Below are 17,883 nucleotides of genomic sequence, written 5' to 3' on the forward strand. Positions count from 1 at the left end.
GGACGTCACGCATCGGTGAATCACCGACAAACAGTCAGTTCGTCATATGGAACACATCATTACCCACGGGTAGCCTGTCGCCGTGACCGACCTTGTCAATGACATGACCTCCGCCCGCCCGCACCGTCGCCAGGTGCTCAAGGCCACCGCCGTCGTCGCGGGCGCCGCCGCCCTGCCGCTGACCCTCGGCGCCGCGGCCCAGGCCGCCGCCGCGCCCCAGTTCCTGCACGGCGTCGCCTCGGGCGACCCGCTGCCCGACGGGATCCTGCTCTGGACCCGCGTCACCCCGGCCCCCGAGGCCGCCCCCGGCTCCGGCCTGGGCGCCGGCACCGAGGTCCGCTGGGAGCTCGCCGCCGACAAGGGCTTCACCCGGATCGTGGCGAGCGGCACCGTGACCACCTCCGCCGACACCGACCACACCGTCAAGGCGGACGTCCGCGGCCTCACCCCGGCCACCGCCTACTGGTACCGCTTCACCGCCGGCGCCACCACCTCCCCGGTCGGCCGCACCCACACCACCCCGGCCACCGACGCCGCCCTCGACCGGCTCCGCTTCGGCGTGGCGTCCTGCGCCAACTGGGAGGCCGGCTACTTCTCCGCCTACCGCCACCTGGCGGCCCGCGGCGACCTCGACGCCTTCCTCTTCCTCGGCGACTACATCTACGAGTACAAGACCGGCGAGTTCTGCGCCGCCGGCTCCGTGGTCCGCCCGCACGCGCCGGCCCACGAGATCCTCACCCTCGCCGACTACCGCACCCGCCACGGCCGGTACAAGACGGACGAGGACCTCCAGGCGCTGCACGCCCAGGTCCCGACCATCGCGATCTGGGACGACCACGAGTTCGCCAACGACGCCTGGTCCGGCGGCGCCGAGAACCACACCCCCGGCACCGAGGGCGACTGGGCGGCCCGGGTCGCCGCCGCCAAGCAGGCCTACTTCGAGTGGATGCCGGTCCGCCCGTCCATCGCCGGCACCACCTACCGCCGGCTGCGCTACGGCAAGCTCGCCGACCTGCACCTGATGGACCAGCGCTCGTTCCGCTCCCAGCAGGTCAAGGTCGGCAACGGCGACGTCGACTCGGCCGACCGCACCATCACCGGCCGCGCCCAGATGGACTGGCTGAAGGCCGGCCTCTCCGCCTCCGACACCGCCTGGCGGCTGATCGGCAACGAGGTAATGATCTCCCCGGTCGCGCTCTTCTCGCTGCCGGACTACCTGCTGCGCCCGCTGGCCAAGCTGCTGGGCCTGCCCGGCGAGGGCCTGGCGATCAACACCGACCAGTGGGACGGCTACACCCACGACCGCCGCGAGCTGCTCGGCCACCTCAAGGCGAACGGCATCACCAACACCGTCTTCCTCACCGGCGACATCCACTCGGCCTGGGCCTCGGACGTCCCGAACGAGGCCGCCACCTACCCGCTGTCGGGCAGCGCCGCCACCGAGTTCGTGGTCACCTCGGTCACCTCGGACAACATCGACGACTTCCTCAAGGTCGCGCCGCAGACCCTCTCGCTGGTCGCCGCCGCCGCGATCAAGGGCGCCAACCCGCACGTCAAGTGGGTCGACCTGGACTCGCACGGCTACGGCGTGCTGGAGGTCACCCCCGCCCAGACCCAGATGGACTACTACGTGCTCTCCGACCGGACCCGCAAGGACGCGACCAGCAAGTGGACGCGCTCCTACCGCACCAAGTCCGGCACCCAGCAGATCGAGCGGGTCTACTCCCCCGTCAAGTAGCCACCACCGCACCGGGCCCCGCCCTCCGGCCGCCCCCGGAGGGCGGGGCCCCATCCTTCCGGGCCCCCCTCCTTCGTCCGGGCGATCATTCGGACGCACTCAGAGCATTCATTTCGTCACACTGTGCGCTTGTCGCACATAGTGACGACATGACCAGAGAAACCGGGGGTCCCCCGTGGCTCCGCGCCCGAACGGCCCGCCTCGTCACCACCATCGCGGCACTGGGAATCCTCGGCACCGGCCTGACCGGCGCCACCGCCCGGGCCGCCGCACCACCGCATCCGGCCGCCCCGGCCGGACCCTCCGCTCCCGCCTCCTCGGCCCCCGCTCCCACCGCTGCCGCTGCCCCCGTCGCTGCCGCCCCTGAACGCGTCCGGGCGGGCGGCAGCGTCCTGCTCGACGAGGCCTTCACCAACGCGACCGCCGACCCGCGCTTCCTCGCCGTCGGCTCCGCCTGCCTCACCGGCGCCGCGCCCGCCCCGCTGGTCCCGGGCAACCACCCGCTCGGCGGCTGCCCGACCGCCGAGACCGGACCGGTACCGCCGCTGAACAGCGCGCCGCTCGGCTACCTGCGGATCACCGACGCCGCGAACGACCAGAGCGGCGCCGTCCTGTTCGACCAGGCGCTGCCGGCCGGCAACGGTCTGGACGTCACCTTCGACCAGTGGCAGTACGGCAGCACCACGCCCAACACCCCGGCCGACGGCATCTCCTTCTTCCTGGTCAACGGCGACACCTCGCTCGCCCACCCCGGGGCCTTCGGCGGCAGCCTCGGTTACGCCCAGAAGCTCCCCGACGACAACCCGAACCTCACCTTCCTGCCCGGCGTCGACCGCGGCTACCTGGGTGTCGGTCTCGACGTCCTCGGCAACTACTTCGGCGACTGGGAACAGCGCGGCAACGGCTGCGCGACCCGCTCGCCGGCCGGCACCGGGTTCCACGTCCCCGCGCCCGGCGCCAACATGGTCACCGTCCGCGACCCCGGCGACGGCACCACCGGCTACTGCTTCCTGACCGCGACGACCAGCAACTTCACCACCACCGGCCCCTGGCCCTCCACCCTGCCGGGCACCCTGCAGGGCCCGCTCACCTCGCTGCCGCCCGCGGTGACCCCCGACGAGGCCCAGACCCTGCTGGAGCCGTCCCGCCGCCGGGTGAACGTGCACCTGACGCCCGCCCCCTCCCCGGTGCTGACGGTCGGCGTCGACTTCAACGACGGCACCGGCCCGCACCAGGTGCTGTCCACCCCCGCCCCGACGCCCGTCCCCTCCACCTACAAGTTCGGCTTCGCCGGCTCCACCGGCCTGTTCACCGACGTGCACCTGATCCGCAACGTCACGGTGAGCACGGACCAGCCGCTGCCCGAGCTGAACCTGGTCAAGCAGGTCCACGAGCCGCTGCCCGGGCTCATCACGGTCGGCACGCCGGTGCCCTACGACTTCGTGGTCACCAACGCCGGGACCGTGCCGATCGACAACCTGGGCGTCAACGACCCCAAGGTCGGACCGGTCAGCTGCCCGGTGTCCACGCTCGCCCCCGGCGCGACCGTCACCTGCACGGCCACCTACCTGGTGACCGCCGCCGACACCCAGTCCGGCCAGATCGCCAACACCGCCGTGGCCACCGGCACCGCCGACGGCACCCCGGTCGAGTCCCCGCCGGCCTCGGAGAACGTCCCGGTCGTGGCCCCGCCCGGCCTCCACCTGACCAAGCACGTCGACGCCCCCGGCCCGTTCGCCGTCGGCGACACCGTGCCCTACAGCTACGTCGTCACCAACACCGGCGGCACCCGGGTCGACGCCGTCGGCATCACGGACGACAAGGTCACCGGCATCACCTGCGCCGCCGGCACGCTCGCCCCGGCCGGCAGCCCCGGCGACAGCACCACCTGCCACGGCAGCTACGTCATCACCGCGGCCGACGGCGGGGCCGGCTCGGTCACCAACCACGCCCACGCCACCGGGACCTCGGACGGCCACCCGCTCACCTCGCCGGAGGCCGAGGCGACGATCCGGATCAACGGGGCCTTCGGGCTCGACCTGCGCAAGCAGGCGGACACCGCCGGACCGGTGCACGTGGGCGAGACCGTCACCTACACCTACACCGTCACCAACACCGGCACGGCCGCGCTGAAGAACCTCACCGTCACCGACGACCGCGCCACCAACGTCACCTGCGACCGCACCACCCTCAACCCCGGCGAGAGCACCACCTGCCACGCCGGCTACACCGTCACCGAAGCCGACGCCAGGACCGGCCAGGTGACCAACACCGCCCACGCCACCGCCACCGACCCCCAGGGCGGCGCGGTCCGCAGCCCCGACGCACAGGTCACCCTGCCCGTCACCACCGGGGCCACCGCGCTCACCATCACCAAGAAGGCCAACCCCTCCGGCTTGTTGCACATCGGCGAGACCATCACCTACACGTACACCGTCACCAACACCGGCACGGCCGCGCTGAAGAACCTCACCGTGACCGACGACCGCGTCGGCACCATCACCTGCGACCGCATCACCCTCAAGCCGGGTGAGAGCACCACCTGCCAGGCCCTCTACACCGTCACCGAAGCCGACGCCAAAGCCGGCGAGGTGACCAACACCGCCCACGCCACCGCCACCGACCCCCAGGGCGGCGAGGTCCGCAGTCCCGATGTGAAGCTGCGCGTCACCGTCCTGTTCTGCCCCCCGAAGGACCACGACCACAAGGGCTGCCCCAAGCACCCGGGCCACGGCGGTGACCACGGAAAGCCCCCGGCCAACGGCGGTGACCACGGAAAGCCCCCGGCCAACGGCCCCGGCCCGCACCCGGAGCCGCCGAACAGCGGCGGTCACCTGCCCGAGACCGGCGCACCGGTCGGCGGTCTGCTCGCGGCCGGCGGCCTGCTGATCGCCGCGGGCGGCCTCCTGGTCCAGCGGACCCGGCGCCGCGCGACGGCCGCCGCCCCCACCACCCCGTACGAGAGCTGACCCCGTACCAGAGCCGATCGGCCCCGCCCCCGGCCCCCGCGAGGGACGCCGGGGGCGGGGCCGTCACACGAACCGGTACCGCGCCATGTCTACGACACCGCGCCTACGACACCACGTCCTTGCGGGTGAACCCCCGGAAGGCCAGCGCCAGCAGCACCACCGCGTAGGACAGTGACAGCGAGACGCCCTGCACCATGCCGCCCCACTCCATCCGCGGCTGCAGGGCGTCCGCCCACGCGTACTGCCAGTGCGCCGGAAGCCAGGCCCGCAGGTCCCCGAGCGCCGTGATGGCGTCCAGCACCCCGGTGATGATCGAGCCGAACACCGCCCCGCCGACCGCCCCCAGCGGCGCGTCCGTGGCGGTGGAGAGCCAGAACGCCACCGCGGCGATCACGATCTCGCTCAGGAACACGTAGGCCACCGCGACCGCCAGCCGCGGCAGCGCCTCCCCGGCGGTCAGACTGGCCCCGGCCGGCAGCCGGAGGTCCCCCCAGCCGTACGCGGCGGTGCCGACCAGCAGCCCGACCAGCGGCAGCAGCGTCACGGCCGCCGCCGAGAAGAGCAGCCCCACCAGGAACTTGCGCACCAGCAGCCGCGCCCGCGGCACCGGCGCCGCCAGCAGGTAGCGCAGCGAGGACCAGCTGGCCTCCGAGGCCACCGTGTCCCCGCAGAACAGCGCAACCGGGATCACCAGCATGAAGCCGGTGCCCATGAAGAGCATGGTCGCCGCGAAGTTCGGCCCGGAGGAGGTGGCGAGCTCGATGAACGTCGTCCGGTCGGTCCGCCCGGGGGTACCCGCGACCGCGAACGCCGCCAGCACCAGCAGCGGCATCGCGGCCAGCACCCCGCCGATCACCAGCGTCCGGCGCCGCCGCAGCTGACGGACCACCTCGACCCGGAACGGCAGCGTCCGCCCGGCCCGGTAGCCGACCGCGTGATCGGCCGACACCTCAGCACCCACGGCGCTCACGCCGCACCTCCGATCAGCGACAGGAACGCGTCCTCCAGCCGGCGCTGCGGCCCGGCCGACTCCACCGGTACACCGAGCCGCACCAGCTCGGCGAGCAGCTGACTGCCCGCCATGCCGTCCAGCCGGACGAGCAGCCCGCCCTCGACGGCCTCGGCCGAGCCGACCCCGGCCAGCGCGGCCACCTTGTCGGCCGCCGCCGCCAGCTCGGCCGCCCCGAACGAGGCGTCGGTGCCGACCAGCAGCTGAGCGCCCGCGCCGACGATCTCCGCGACCGCTCCGGTGGTGACCAGCCGGCCCCGGTCCATCACCACCAGGTCGCTGCAGCTCTGCTCGACCTCGGCCAGCAGGTGGCTGGAGACGATGACGGTCCTCCCGGCCGCCGCGTACCGGATCATCACCTCGCGCATCTCGCGGATCTGCGGCGGGTCGAGCCCGTTGGTCGGCTCGTCGAGGATCAGCAGGTCCGGCAGGCCGAGCATGGCCTGGGCGATCGCCAGACGCTGCCGCATGCCCTGCGAGTAGGTGCGCACCGCCCGGTCCAGCGCCTCGCCGAGCCCCGCGATGGCCAGCGCCTCCTCCAGGTGCGCGTCCTGCTCCGGACGGCCGGTGGCCTGCCAGTACAGCCGCAGATTGGCCCGCCCGGTGAGGTGCGGCAGGAAACCCGCGCCCTCGACGAACGCGCCGACCCGGGAGAGGACCGGCGCGCCGGGCCGCACCAGGTGGCCGAAGATCCGGATCTCACCGGCGTCCGGCCGGATCAGGCCCATCAGCATCCGCAGCGTGGTGGTCTTGCCCGCGCCGTTGGGTCCCAGCAGACCGAGCACCTGGCCCTGTTCCACCCGGAAGCCCAGGTCGCGGACGGCGTAGCGGTCGGCGGCGCCCTTGTAGCGCTTGCTCAAACCGGTGATCTGCAGCGGAACCCCGGCGAGCGCCGGGTCGTACGCCGGTCCGTGTGCCCGGCGCGCGCTCCTGGCCGCGCGCAGCCTCGGCACCAGCACCAGCGCGGCGGCCAGCGCGAGCGCGACCAGCGGCAGCACCCAGGTCCGGGACGGCAGCGGCGCCGCCTCGGTGACCAGCCCGTCCACGGTCGGCAGGGTCACCGGCCCGGTGACGGCCGCCCGGTAGGTGGCGGGCTCGACGGGCGAGGCGTACGCGAGGTCGGTGGAGGCGAGCACCAGCCGCAGCCGGTGCCCGGCGTCGAAGGTGTGGTCGACGGTGGGCAGCGCCACCGTGACCTCCCTGCCCTCGGGCGCGTCGGCGCCGGTCACCCGCAGCGGCGCGGACAGCTGCTGCGGCAGGCTCTGCTTGCCGTCCGGGGCGACGTCGTACAGCTTGGCGAAGAGCACCGCGTCCGGCCGGTCGGCCCGCACCCGGACCGGCACGGTCGGCTGTCCGGTCAGGTGCACCGAGGAGTCCAGCGGCTCCGACTCGAAGGCGGCGAACTGGCCGGGGAAGTCCAGCGACAGCCCGGCGCCCAGCGAGGACGCCTGGCTGAGCGCGCCGCCGAAGCCCGGCAGTGCGGAGATGTTCGGCGGCGCGCCGCCCGGCGGGTTGGCGAAGGCCTGCTCCGGCTCGCCGGTGGGGGCCTTCAGCTCGAACTGCCGGGAGCCGGTGCCGCCGAGGCCCGGGTAGGCGTCCGCGGTGGCCCCGCGCAGCACCGCCTGGAAGCCCGTCGAGTCGACCCCGCCGGTCCGGGTCACCCGGAACGCCGGGCCGGTCCCCCCGGCCTTCGCGGCATCGCCCTCGGCGGTGCCGCCCTTCGGACCGCCGCCCTTCAGGAAGCGGTCGAACCACTCCGTCGTCCGGGTGTCCACCCGGTCACTGGTATCGGTCGCGCCGTCGTGCCCGCCGGCGAACCAGTCCACCGCCACCGGGGCGCCGTTGGCGGCCACCGCCCGGGCGATCGCGTCGCCCTGGTCGAGCGGGAACAGCGAGTCCTGCTGACCCTGGATCACCAGGGTGGGTGCCTTCAGCCGCGCGGCGACCGAGGACGGGCTGGAGCGTTCGAGCAGCGCGACGGCCTCCGGGTCGGCGTGCCCGGAGGCCGCCACCCGGTCGTACATCCGGCACAGCTCGTCCAGGAACCGGCCGCAGCCGACCTGCCCGCCGCCCTGATCGGGTGCCAGGGCCGGCCGGGCCGCACCGCCGGAGGGCCCGAGCTCGCCCACCGAGCCGGTGGTGAAGAAGATCCCGGCCCACAGCTTCTTGAACACGCCGTCCACGGCGCCCGAGCCGCGCACCCCCTGCGGGAACAGCGCGTCGGCCAGGTTCCACCAGGTGATCGCGCTGGCCACGGCGTCGATCCGGCTGTCGTAGGCCGAGCCGAGCAGCGCCACCGCCCCGCCGTACGAGGCGCCGGTGATCCCCACCCGGGGGTCGCCGGGACCGTCCAGCTGTACCTCGGGGCGCTGCGCCAGCCAGTCGACCAGGTGCTTGACGTCCTCGACCTCGCGGTCCGGGGCGTTCAGCCCGATCCTGCCGCCGGAGCGCCCGAAGCCGCGCGCCGACCAGGTCAGCACCGCGTACCCCTGCCGGGCCAGTTCCCGGGCGCGTTCCCGCTCGCCCTCCTTGGAGCCGCCGAAGCCGTGCCCGAGCAGCACCGCCGGGCGCGGGCCGTCGCCGGTGGTGAAGAAGGAGGTGTCCAGTTGGACGACCTGGGCGCTGCCGGGCGTCTCGGGCATCGCGAGGAAACGATCCTCCTGACGGACGGACTGCTCGCCCCCGGCCGCGACGGCCACCGCCGTCCCGGCCCCGGCCACCGCCACCAGGGCCACCGCCCCGGCCACCAGTCTCCGTCCGGCGGCCGTCCCACGGCCTCGCCACCGGCGCCACGCCCCACCGAGCTCCATGGCGGTGATCGTAGCCGCATGCGGAGTAGGCGTCCGATAAAACCACCGGCGCCCACCGGGCCGACCGCTGCGGCCGGGCCGACCGGCCGGTCCGGCCGCAGCGGTCCCTCTACAGCACCCGGGTCATCGTCCGGTGCGGGATCCCGGCGTCGTCGTACACCGGCCCCTCGGCCAGGTACCCCAGGCGCTCGTAGAACCCGAGCGCCTGCACCTGCGCGTGCAGCTCCACCTCGCGCGCCCCGCGCGCCAGCCCGGCGGCCTCCACCGCCCGCACCAGCTCCGCGCCGAGCCCGGTCCCCCGGGCCGCCGCCAGCACCGCGAGCCGGCCGAGCAGCACCCGGCCCTCGATCCCGCCGGTGATCTTCAGCGCCTGCTCGCCGAAGATCAGCCGCGCGGTCCCGACCGGCCCGCCGTCCGGGCCGATCGCCAGCAGGTGCTCCGAGGTCGGGTCGAGGTCGTCCCATTCCTCCTCCTCGGCGATCCCCTGCTCGACGATGAAGACCTCCCGCCGGACCTCGTGCACCAGCGCGAGGTCGGCCTCGCCGCGCGCCACCCGGATCGTCGCCGCCATCCCCGTCGCCCTCAGCTCTCCGAAGCGATGATGTCCAGCGCCTTCCGCAGGTCCGCGGGGTACTCGCTGGCGAACTGCACCCACTCGCCGTCCGCCGGGTGCTCGAAACCGAGCGACACGGCGTGCAGCCACTGCCGGGTCAGGCCCAGCCGCTTGGCGAGCGTCGGGTCGGCCCCGTAGGTGAGGTCGCCGACGCAGGGGTGGCGCAGCGCCGACATGTGGACACGGATCTGGTGGGTGCGGCCGGTCTCCAGCTTGATGTCCAGCAGCGAGGCGGCCCGGTAGGCCTCGATGAGGTCGTAGTGGGTGACCGACGGCTTGCCCTCGCGGGTGACGGCCCACTTCCAGTCGGAGCTGGGGTGCCGCCCGATCGGCGCGTCGACGGTGCCGCTGAGCGGGTCCGGGTGGCCCTGGACCAGCGTGTGGTACTTCTTCTCGGTCACCCGGTCGTGGAACTGCCGCTTGAGGTCGGTGTAGGCGCGCTCCGACTTGGCCACCACCATCAGCCCGGAGGTGCCGACGTCGAGCCGGTGCACGACGCCCTGGCGCTCGGCGGCGCCGGAGGTGGAGATCCGGTAGCCGGCCGCGGCGAGCCCGCCGATCACGGTGGGACCGGTCCAGCCGGGGCTGGGGTGGGCGGCGACGCCGACCGGCTTGTCGACGAGCACGATGTCCTCGTCGTCGTGGACGATGCGCATGCCCTCGACCGGCTCGGCGACGATCTGCACCGGCGCGGCGGGCGCCGGGATCTCGACCTCCAGCCAGGAGCCGGCGGTGACCCGGTCGGACTTGCCGGCGACGGCGCCGTCGAGCGTCACCTTCCCGTCGGCGGCCAGCTCGGCGGCCTTGGTCCGGGAGAAGCCGAACATCCGGGCCAGGGCGGCGTCGAGGCGTTCGCCCTCCAGGCCGTCGGGAACGGGGAGGCTGCGGATCTGCGCTGCGGTACTCACCCGTACGAGTATGCCGGACGCGGGCCGCCCCACCGTCCGCCGCCGTTCCGGGCCCAGGGCCACCGGCCCCGGGCGGGCGCTACTCGGCCTTGCCGGCCTTCTCGCCCTTCTCCGCCTGCTGGTGCACGGTGCCGTCCGGGTTGCTGCCGCGGAAGGAGAGCAGGACGACGAGGATGCCGCCGCAGACGATCGCCGAGTCGGCGAGGTTGAAGACCGCGAAGTGCTGGACGGAGATGAAGTCCACCACGTGCCCGCGGAAGACGCCGGGCGAGCGGAACAGCCGGTCGGTGAGGTTGCCGAGCGCCCCGCCGAGCAGCAGGCCGAGCGCGATCGCCCAGGGCAGGCTGTACAGCCGCCGGGCGATCCGCCAGATCACCACGATGACGGACGAGGCGATCACGGTGAAGACGACGGTCAGCGCCTGCCCCATGCCGAAGGCGGCGCCGGAGTTGCGGATCACCTGGAAGGTCACCACGTCGCCGATCACCTTGATCGCCGCGTGGTTCTCCAGCCGGGCCACGACCAGCAGCTTGCTGCTGAGGTCGATCAGGAAGGCGAGCAGGGCGACGACCATCAGTACGCCGACCCGCCGGGGCCCCTTGGGCTCCTCGGTCTGCGCGGGCTCCCCGGTCGGGGCCGGACGCTCGGTCTGCACGGGTGCCTCCGGCTGCGCGGGCGCCTGCGGCTGAGCAGCGGGCGCCTCCCGGTCGTCCGGGGTCCCGGCCACGGCGTCGGCGGGCGTCGGGACGGCGTCGTCCCGGGTCTGGGGGGAACCTTGCGTACTGATGATCCGCTCCGCTGCCGTGACGTGGGGGCCGAGGGCCGGTGGAAGCCCGGTCCAGCGAGGGATCGGGCGACGTTACGGGGTCGAGCCTACGGCAAGCCCGACCCCCCGCGTCGCCCCGGTGGGTCGCCCGGAGTGGTCAGCGGCGTTCCTGCTTGGCCTTGCACTGGACGCAGAGCGTCGCCCGCGGGAAAGCCTGCATCCGCGCCTTGCCGATGGCCTGGCCGCAGGACTCGCACGTGCCGAAGCCGACGCCCTCCAGCCGGGCCAGCGCGTGCTCGGTCTGGGCGAGGCTGTCCCGGGCGTTGTTGGCCAGCGCGAGCTCGCTCTCCCGCGAGATGTTCTTCGTCCCGGCGTCCACCTGGTCGTCGCCGGCCCCGTCGTTGGAGTCGCGCATCAGACCGGTGATGGCGGCCTCGGCCGCGCCGATCTCGTGCTGGAGCCGTTCCAGTTCGCTGATCAGCTCGGCGTGCAGCTCGTGCACCTCCTCGGAGGTCCACGGATCCTCGCCGGGCCGGACCGGTAGCTCGGCCGGGTCGACCGATTCGGCGCCGCCGACGGACCGGGCGGCGGTCCCGGCCGCGGCCGGGGTACGGGTAAGGCCCGGGGCCACGAGGGCGGTGTCGGTGGTGTTCTTGCGCCGTGCGGTAGTGGTCACGGTCCCCTCCCCTGGGTCGCCTGCCACGGCCTTGCGTGCCCGCTTGGTGGCGGTACCCGCGCCGGTTGCCTTCTCAGCCATGGCTTCGACCCCATCTACGAACGAATCGAGCCGCCGGTTCCCGGCGGCCTCCAGTGCCGGAACGATAATCCCGATCAAAAACGGTCACAACATGACATACCGACGCCTCACAATGATCCCACCCGGGCAGACGTCACAGCCGCCACGCCCAGCACGCCGAACAGAGTTGTGCCCCTCGCCCCGGCGCGCCGAAACCGACTTGCGACGGCCGATACACTGGGCCTGCAAGGCACAGATGGGGACGAGTACCGCAGTACGCAGCCACCAGCGACCCGGGGACGGTGCGAGCCCGGGGGTGTGCACCGCGCGAAGATCACCCCGGAGCCGCCGGAAGAACGGTCCGCGACGACGCTCGTCGACCCAGTAGAACCGGCCGCAAGCCCAAACAAGAGGGCCGCAGTCAGGACCGCGGCCAAGGAGGGTGGTACCGCGGGACGGCACGCCGTCTCGTCCCTCCGTCGGATCCCGTCCACGCATCCGCCGGAGGTAGACGCCCGCGATGGCCACCACCTACAACCCCGTCCCCGCGCAGGTCGACCTGCCCGCCCTCGAACACCAGATCCTCTCCTTCTGGCAGGACAACAAGGTCTTCCAGCGCAGCCTGGAGCAGTCCGAGGGCCGCCCGGAGTGGGTCTTCTACGAGGGCCCGCCCACCGCCAACGGCATGCCCGGCGCCCACCACATCGAGGCCCGCGTCTTCAAGGACGTCTTCCCCCGCTACCGGACGATGAAGGGCTACCACGTCGCCCGCAAGGCCGGCTGGGACTGCCACGGCCTCCCGGTCGAGCTGGCCGTCGAGAAGGAGCTGGGCTTCTCCGGCAAGCAGGACATCGAGGCGTTCGGCATCGCCGAGTTCAACGCCAAGTGCCGCGAGTCGGTGACCCGCCACACCGACGCCTTCACCGAGCTGACCACCCGGATGGGCTACTGGGTCGACCTCGACGAGGCCTACCGCACCATGGACCCGTCCTACGTGCAGTCCGTGTGGTGGTCGCTCAAGCAGATCTTCGACAAGGGCCTGCTGGTCCAGGACCACCGGGTCGCCCCCTGGTGCCCGCGCTGCGGCACCGGCCTCTCGGACCACGAGCTGGCCCAGGGCTACGAGACCGTCGTCGACCCCTCGGTCTTCGTCCGCTTCCCGCTGACCAGCGGCCCGCTGGCCGACCGCGCCGCCCTGCTGGTGTGGACCACCACCCCGTGGACCCTGGTCTCCAACACCGCCGCCGCCGTGCACCCCGAGGTCACCTACGTGGTGGCCACCGACGGCACCGAGCAGCTGGTGGTCGCCGAGCCGCTGCTGGCCAAGGCCCTCGGCGAGGGCTGGGAGCCGACCGGCGAGTCCTTCACCGGCGCCGAGATGGAGCGCTGGGCCTACCGCCGCCCGTTCGACCTGGTCGAGATCGAGAACGCGCACTACGTCCTCAACGCCGACTACGTCACCACCGAGGACGGCACCGGCATCGTCCACCAGTCGCCCGCCTTCGGCGCGGACGACCTCGCGACCTGCCGCAAGTACGGCCTGCCGGTGGTCAACCCGGTGCTGGCCGACGGCACCTTCGCCCCCGAGGTCCCGCTGGTCGGCGGCCAGTTCTTCAAGAAGGCCGACGAGGCCCTGGTCAAGGACCTCCAGGCGCGCGACCTGCTCTTCCGCCACCTGCCGTACGAGCACAGCTACCCGCACTGCTGGCGCTGCCACACCGCGCTGCTCTACTACGCGCAGCCGTCCTGGTACATCCGCACCACCGCGGTCAAGGACGCCCTGATCCGGGAGAACGAGGCCACCAACTGGTTCCCCGAGAACGTCAAGCACGGCCGCTTCGGCGACTGGCTGAACAACAACATCGACTGGGCGCTCAGCCGCAACCGCTACTGGGGCACCCCGCTGCCGATCTGGCGCTGCGAGGAGGGCCACCTCACCTGCGTCGGCTCGCTGGCCGAGCTCACCGAGCTGACCGGCACCGACCAGAGCGGCCTCGACCCGCACCGCCCGTACATCGACGAGGTCACCTTCGCCTGCCGCGACTGCGGCGGCACCGCCACCCGGGTCCCCGAGGTCATCGACGCCTGGTACGACTCGGGCTCGATGCCCTTCGCCCAGTACGGCTACCCGTACGAGAACAAGGAGCTGTTCGAGAAGCGCTACCCGGCGCAGTTCATCTCCGAGGCGATCGACCAGACCCGCGGCTGGTTCTACACCCTGATGGCCGTCGGCACCCTGGTGTTCGACAAGAACAGCTACGAGAACGTCGTCTGCCTGGGCCACATCCTGGCCGAGGACGGCCGCAAGATGTCCAAGCACCTGGGCAACATCCTGCAGCCCATCCCGCTGATGGACCAGCACGGCGCCGACGCCGTCCGCTGGTTCATGGCCGCCGGCGGCTCGCCCTGGTCTGCCCGCCGGGTCGGCCACGGCACCATCCAGGAGGTGGTCCGCAAGACCCTCCTCACCTACTGGAACACCGTCGCCTTCCAGGCCCTCTACGCCCGCACCGCCGGCTGGGCGCCGTCCGCGGCCGACCCGGCCCCGGCCGACCGTCCGCAGCTGGACCGCTGGGTGCTCTCCGAGCTGAACACCCTGGTCCGCGAGGTCGACGCGGCCTTCGAGGCGTACGACACCCAGCGCGCCGGCAAGCTGCTCTCCGGCTTCGTCGACGACCTCTCCAACTGGTACGTCCGCCGCGGCCGCCGCCGCTTCTGGCAGGGCGACGCCGCCGCGCTCGCCACCCTGCACGAGGCGCTGGAGACCGTCACCCGGCTGATGGCCCCGCTCACCCCGTTCATCACCGAGCAGGTCTGGCAGGACCTGGTCGTCCCGGTCGTCCCGGACGCGCCGGCCTCGGTGCACCTGGCGAGCTGGCCGCAGGCGGACGAGTCGCTGATCGACGCCGACCTCTCCCGCCACATGGCGCTGGTCCGCCGCCTGGTCGAACTGGGCCGGGCCACCCGCGCCGAGTCCGGGGTGAAGACCCGTCAGCCGCTGTCCCGCGCCCTGGTCGCCGCCCAGGGCTGGGACGAGCTGCCCGCCGACCTGCGCGCGCAGATCGCCGAGGAGCTCAACGTCTCCGGCCTGGAGTCGCTGGCCGAGGTCGGCAGCTCGCTGGTCGACACCACCGCCAAGGCCAACTTCCGCGCGCTGGGCAAGCGCTTCGGCAAGGGCGTGCAGGACGTCGCCAAGGCGGTCGCCGCCGCGGACGCCGCCGGGCTCGCCGCCGAACTGCGGGCCCAGGGCACCACCTCGGTGGAGCTGAACGGCGAGAGCGTCGCCCTCTCCCCCGACGAGGTGATCATCACCGAGACCCCGCGCGAGGGCTGGGCCGTCGCCAACGAGTCCGGCGCCACCGTGGCCCTCGACCTGGCGATCACCCCCGAGCTGAAGCGCCTCGGCATCGCCCGCGACGCGATCCGCCAGATCCAGGAGGCCCGCAAGAACTCCGGCCTGGACGTCGCCGACCGCATCGTCCTGCGCTGGCGGGCCACCAGCGACGAGACCGCGGAGGCCATCGCCGAGCACGGTGCCCTCGTCGCCGAGGAGGTCCTCGCCACCGACTTCGCCGCCGGCGCCGCCGACTGGCAGTCCGACACCTTCTCCGACGACTCGCTCGGCCTCGCCTTCCAGCTCCGCAAGGCCTGACCGGCCCCCGGTGACCGCCGTCGCCTCCCCGGAGGCGGCGGCGGTTCCTCCGCTGCTCCCGTCCGGCCGTTCACGGCGCAGAAAGAAGCGCCCCCTCCCCGACCCCGAAGGGTCGAGAAGGGGGCGCTCCGCCGAACGGCTACCGCTAGTTGTCGCCGTCCTCGTCGATCAGGAAGCCCCGCATCGGCGCAGGAGCCTGCTGCATCGGCTGCGGCGGCTGCGGCCGGACCGCCGCCATCGGCTGGGTCATCCCGGCCGGCTGCATCTGCGGCGCGCCCGAGTTCCCGCCCGAGGCCTGCCCACCGAAGCCCGGCGCACCCGAGTTCCCGCCGAACGAGCTCTGCCCGCCGAAGGAGGGCTGGTTCCCGCCGAACGAGGGCTGGCTGCCGCCGAAGCTCGGCGACGGGCTGCTCATCGCGCCGGCACCGGCCGGAGCCATCGACGACGCGGCCGGCGGCAGCGACGCGGTGGCCGGGATCCGCGGCGGGGCGAGCGAGTCGTCCGCCTGCGACTCCAGCTGGCGCAGCTGGGTCTCCAGGTAGGACTTCAGACGCGTCCGGTACTCACGCTCGAACGCGCGCAGGTCCTCGACCTTGCGCTCCAGCGTGGCGCGGGCGGACTCCAGCGAGCCCATCGCGACCCGGTGCTTCTCCTGGGCGTCCCGCTCCAGCGCGTCGGCCTTGGCACGGGCGTCCCGCTCCAGACCCTCGGCACGGCTGCGCGCCTCGCCGACGATCTTGTTGGCCTCGGAACGCGCCTCGGAGATCGCCTGGTCGGCGGTCTGCTGAGCGAGCGCCAGCACGCGGGCGGCGCTGTCGCCACCGGGGCCCTGCTGCTGCATCGGGGCGCCGAGCGGGCCGCCCATCTGCTGCTGCGGACCGCCCATGGGGCCGCCCATCTGCTGCATCTGCTGCTGGCCCATGCCCTGGCCCATGGGGTTGCCCATGCCCTGCGGGCCGCCGGGGCCGCCCATCGGCTGGAGCATCTGACCGCCCATCGGCTGGACCAGCTGCTGCTGGCCGCCCATGGTCTGGCCCATCTGCTGCTGCTGCGGGCCGGGGCCCATCGGACCGCCCTGGCCGGCGGGCAGCTGCGGGGCGCCGGACGGCAGGCCGAGCGGCTGGTTGCCCATCTGCTGCTGCTGCTGCGGGCCGGGACCCATCTGCTGCTGCGGACCGCCCGGGCCCATCTGCTGCGGGCCACCGGGGCCACCCTGCTGCCCGGGGACCGGCGGGCCGGATATGGCCGCCGGCACCGGGGCGCCGGGACGCGCGTCCTGCGGCGGCTCCTTGCGCATGTTGGCCTGGTTCTGCGCGGCGGCCCGGGTCGCGGCGGCCAGCTTGGCGCGCAGGTCCTCGTTCTCGCGGAGGAGACGGGTCAGCTCCGCCTCGACCTCGTCGAGGAAGGCATCGACCTCGTCCTCGTCATAGCCTTCGCGCAGGCGGACGGTCGTGAACTGCTTGTTCCGAACGTCCTCGGGGGTCAATGGCATCTCTTCACCTCAACGTGATCGTCGGCACACCGGCATCCTGTCGCATCGCTCACCTACGACTAGGGCCGCACAAGCGAGATCAGGACATACACAATGATCATCAGTACGAAGAAGGACAGGTCGAGCGCCACGCCCCCGAGACGCAGCGGCGGAATGAACCGCCGCAGAAGCTTGAGCGGCGGATCCGTGACAGTGTACGTGGCCTCCAGGACCAGAACCATGGCCTTGCCGGGCCGCCACGAACGCGCGAACTGGAACACCCAGTCCATCACCAGCCGCACGAGCAGGAACACCAGGAAGACGGTCAGTGCGTAGTAGAGCACTGCCCACACGATCTCCATCGCGCTTCCCTCTCCCCGATTCCCGGCCCTGGGGCCGCTCGCCTGTCGCTAACTCACTGTCGATCAGATCCACACGTAAAGTCGTGGCCGGGTCAGCTCTGGTTGAAGAACCCACCCTCGGCGATCCGAGCCTTGTCCTCCGCCGTGACATCGACGTTAGCAGGAGACAGGAGGAACACCTTCTGCGTCACGCGCTCGATACTGCCGTGCAGACCGAAGACGAGTCCAGCGGCGAAGTCTACGAGCCGCTTCGCGTCGGTGTCGTCCATCTCCGTGAGATTCATGATCACGGGGGTCCCGCCACGGAACTGTTCGCCGATGGTACGGGCCTCGTTGTAGGTCCTAGGGTGCAGCGTGGTGATGCGGTAGGGCTCTCGTTCGTTCACGACCTTGGGCATGATCACCGGGGCGCTCTTCTCCAGGTTGTGGCGGCGTTCGGGTGTGATGGACGACACTGGGGCCATCCTCGGGGTCTCCTGACGGATCGGGACGGCGGCCGGCACCGGCTGCGGGGTGATCGAGGAGACCGGCGCGGGCGCCGGCGCGGCCGGCCGGGGGATGTCCTCGGTCCGTCCGGTCCGGATCGGCTCGGGGTCCGCGTCGTAGTCGTCATCGGGGTCGTACCCCTGGCCGTCGTACGTCTCGTCCTCCACGAGGCCGAGGTAGACCGCCATCTTGCGCATCGCGCCGGCCATGCTCCTGTCTCCTCCGCTTGTGGTGGACCGGCTCCGTCCCGGCGGCCGGGCCGAGCGGCCCCGCCTTGCGGATTCCGCGGTCCGCCCACGACGCTTCGTCAGGCCGACGGCCGGTCAAAGTTCGTGGATGAGGGCCGCGGAGCTGCGATCCACG

Annotated in this window: 12 protein-coding genes; 3 read left to right on the forward strand and 9 right to left on the reverse strand. The window is 72.8% G+C overall.

The features are described 5' to 3' along the window. The first annotated feature begins 103 nt into the window (after positions 1 to 103). Positions 104 to 1,738: an alkaline phosphatase D family protein gene (locus ACFVVU_RS05650; protein WP_387788512.1), complete on the forward strand. Its 1,635-nt coding sequence runs from the start codon at positions 104 to 106 to the stop codon at positions 1,736 to 1,738. A gap of 149 nt (positions 1,739 to 1,887) precedes the next feature. Beyond that, the gene (locus tag ACFVVU_RS05655; RefSeq protein WP_387788489.1) at positions 1,888 to 4,707 is read left to right on the forward strand and encodes an LPXTG cell wall anchor domain-containing protein; all 2,820 of its coding nucleotides are present in this window, start codon (positions 1,888 to 1,890) and stop codon (positions 4,705 to 4,707) included. Positions 4,708 to 4,810: 103 nt separating this feature from the next. On the opposite strand, the gene ACFVVU_RS05660 is transcribed toward ACFVVU_RS05655, so the two are convergent. The 6 genes from ACFVVU_RS05660 to ACFVVU_RS05685 all read right to left on the reverse strand — a co-directional run bounded on the left by ACFVVU_RS05660 (position 4,811) and on the right by ACFVVU_RS05685 (position 11,489). Beyond that, positions 4,811 to 5,677: an ABC transporter permease gene (locus ACFVVU_RS05660; protein ID WP_380681290.1), complete on the reverse strand. Its 867-nt coding sequence runs from the start codon at positions 5,675 to 5,677 to the stop codon at positions 4,811 to 4,813. Next, positions 5,674 to 8,526: an alpha/beta fold hydrolase gene (locus ACFVVU_RS05665; protein WP_387788490.1), complete on the reverse strand. Its 2,853-nt coding sequence runs from the start codon at positions 8,524 to 8,526 to the stop codon at positions 5,674 to 5,676. Before ACFVVU_RS05665 ends, ACFVVU_RS05660 begins: the two co-directional genes overlap by 4 nt. Positions 8,527 to 8,635: 109 nt before the next feature. Then, complete coding sequence (locus tag ACFVVU_RS05670; protein WP_380681286.1) at positions 8,636 to 9,097, reverse strand: GNAT family N-acetyltransferase; 462 nt, start codon at positions 9,095 to 9,097, stop codon at positions 8,636 to 8,638. 11 nt (positions 9,098 to 9,108) lie between these two features. Continuing rightward, positions 9,109 to 10,047 (reverse strand): RluA family pseudouridine synthase, encoded by a 939-nt coding sequence (locus ACFVVU_RS05675; protein ID WP_355361682.1) that lies wholly within the window; start codon positions 10,045 to 10,047, stop codon positions 9,109 to 9,111. 79 nt (positions 10,048 to 10,126) lie between these two features. Continuing rightward, positions 10,127 to 10,837 carry a signal peptidase II gene (gene lspA, locus ACFVVU_RS05680; RefSeq protein WP_380681292.1) on the reverse strand — a complete coding sequence of 237 codons (711 nt, stop codon included), beginning with the start codon at positions 10,835 to 10,837 and terminating at the stop codon, positions 10,127 to 10,129. A gap of 133 nt (positions 10,838 to 10,970) precedes the next feature. Next, positions 10,971 to 11,489, reverse strand: coding sequence for a TraR/DksA family transcriptional regulator (locus tag ACFVVU_RS05685; protein WP_387788491.1), 519 nt, complete (start codon positions 11,487 to 11,489; stop codon positions 10,971 to 10,973). A 580-nt stretch (positions 11,490 to 12,069) separates the two neighbouring features. On the opposite strand from ACFVVU_RS05685, the gene ileS reads away from it, so the two are divergent. Then, positions 12,070 to 15,201: an isoleucine--tRNA ligase gene (gene ileS, locus ACFVVU_RS05690; protein ID WP_387788492.1), complete on the forward strand. Its 3,132-nt coding sequence runs from the start codon at positions 12,070 to 12,072 to the stop codon at positions 15,199 to 15,201. A gap of 145 nt (positions 15,202 to 15,346) precedes the next feature. On the opposite strand, the gene ACFVVU_RS05695 is transcribed toward ileS, so the two are convergent. From ACFVVU_RS05695 to ACFVVU_RS05705, 3 genes are all read right to left on the reverse strand, one after another. Continuing rightward, positions 15,347 to 16,693, reverse strand: coding sequence for a DivIVA domain-containing protein (locus ACFVVU_RS05695; RefSeq protein WP_387788493.1), 1,347 nt, complete (start codon positions 16,691 to 16,693; stop codon positions 15,347 to 15,349). Positions 16,694 to 16,752: 59 nt separating this feature from the next. After that, positions 16,753 to 17,034 carry a YggT family protein gene (locus ACFVVU_RS05700; protein WP_030301231.1) on the reverse strand — a complete coding sequence of 94 codons (282 nt, stop codon included), beginning with the start codon at positions 17,032 to 17,034 and terminating at the stop codon, positions 16,753 to 16,755. Between the two features lie 92 nt (positions 17,035 to 17,126). After that, a complete protein-coding gene (locus tag ACFVVU_RS05705) occupies positions 17,127 to 17,729 on the reverse strand; it encodes a cell division protein SepF (protein ID WP_350544118.1) in 603 nt (200 codons plus the stop codon). Between the last annotated feature and the right edge of the window lie 154 nt (positions 17,730 to 17,883).

The sequence above is a fragment of the Kitasatospora sp. NPDC057965 genome (genome assembly GCF_042887135.1).
Lineage (GTDB): Bacteria > Actinomycetota > Actinomycetes > Streptomycetales > Streptomycetaceae > Kitasatospora.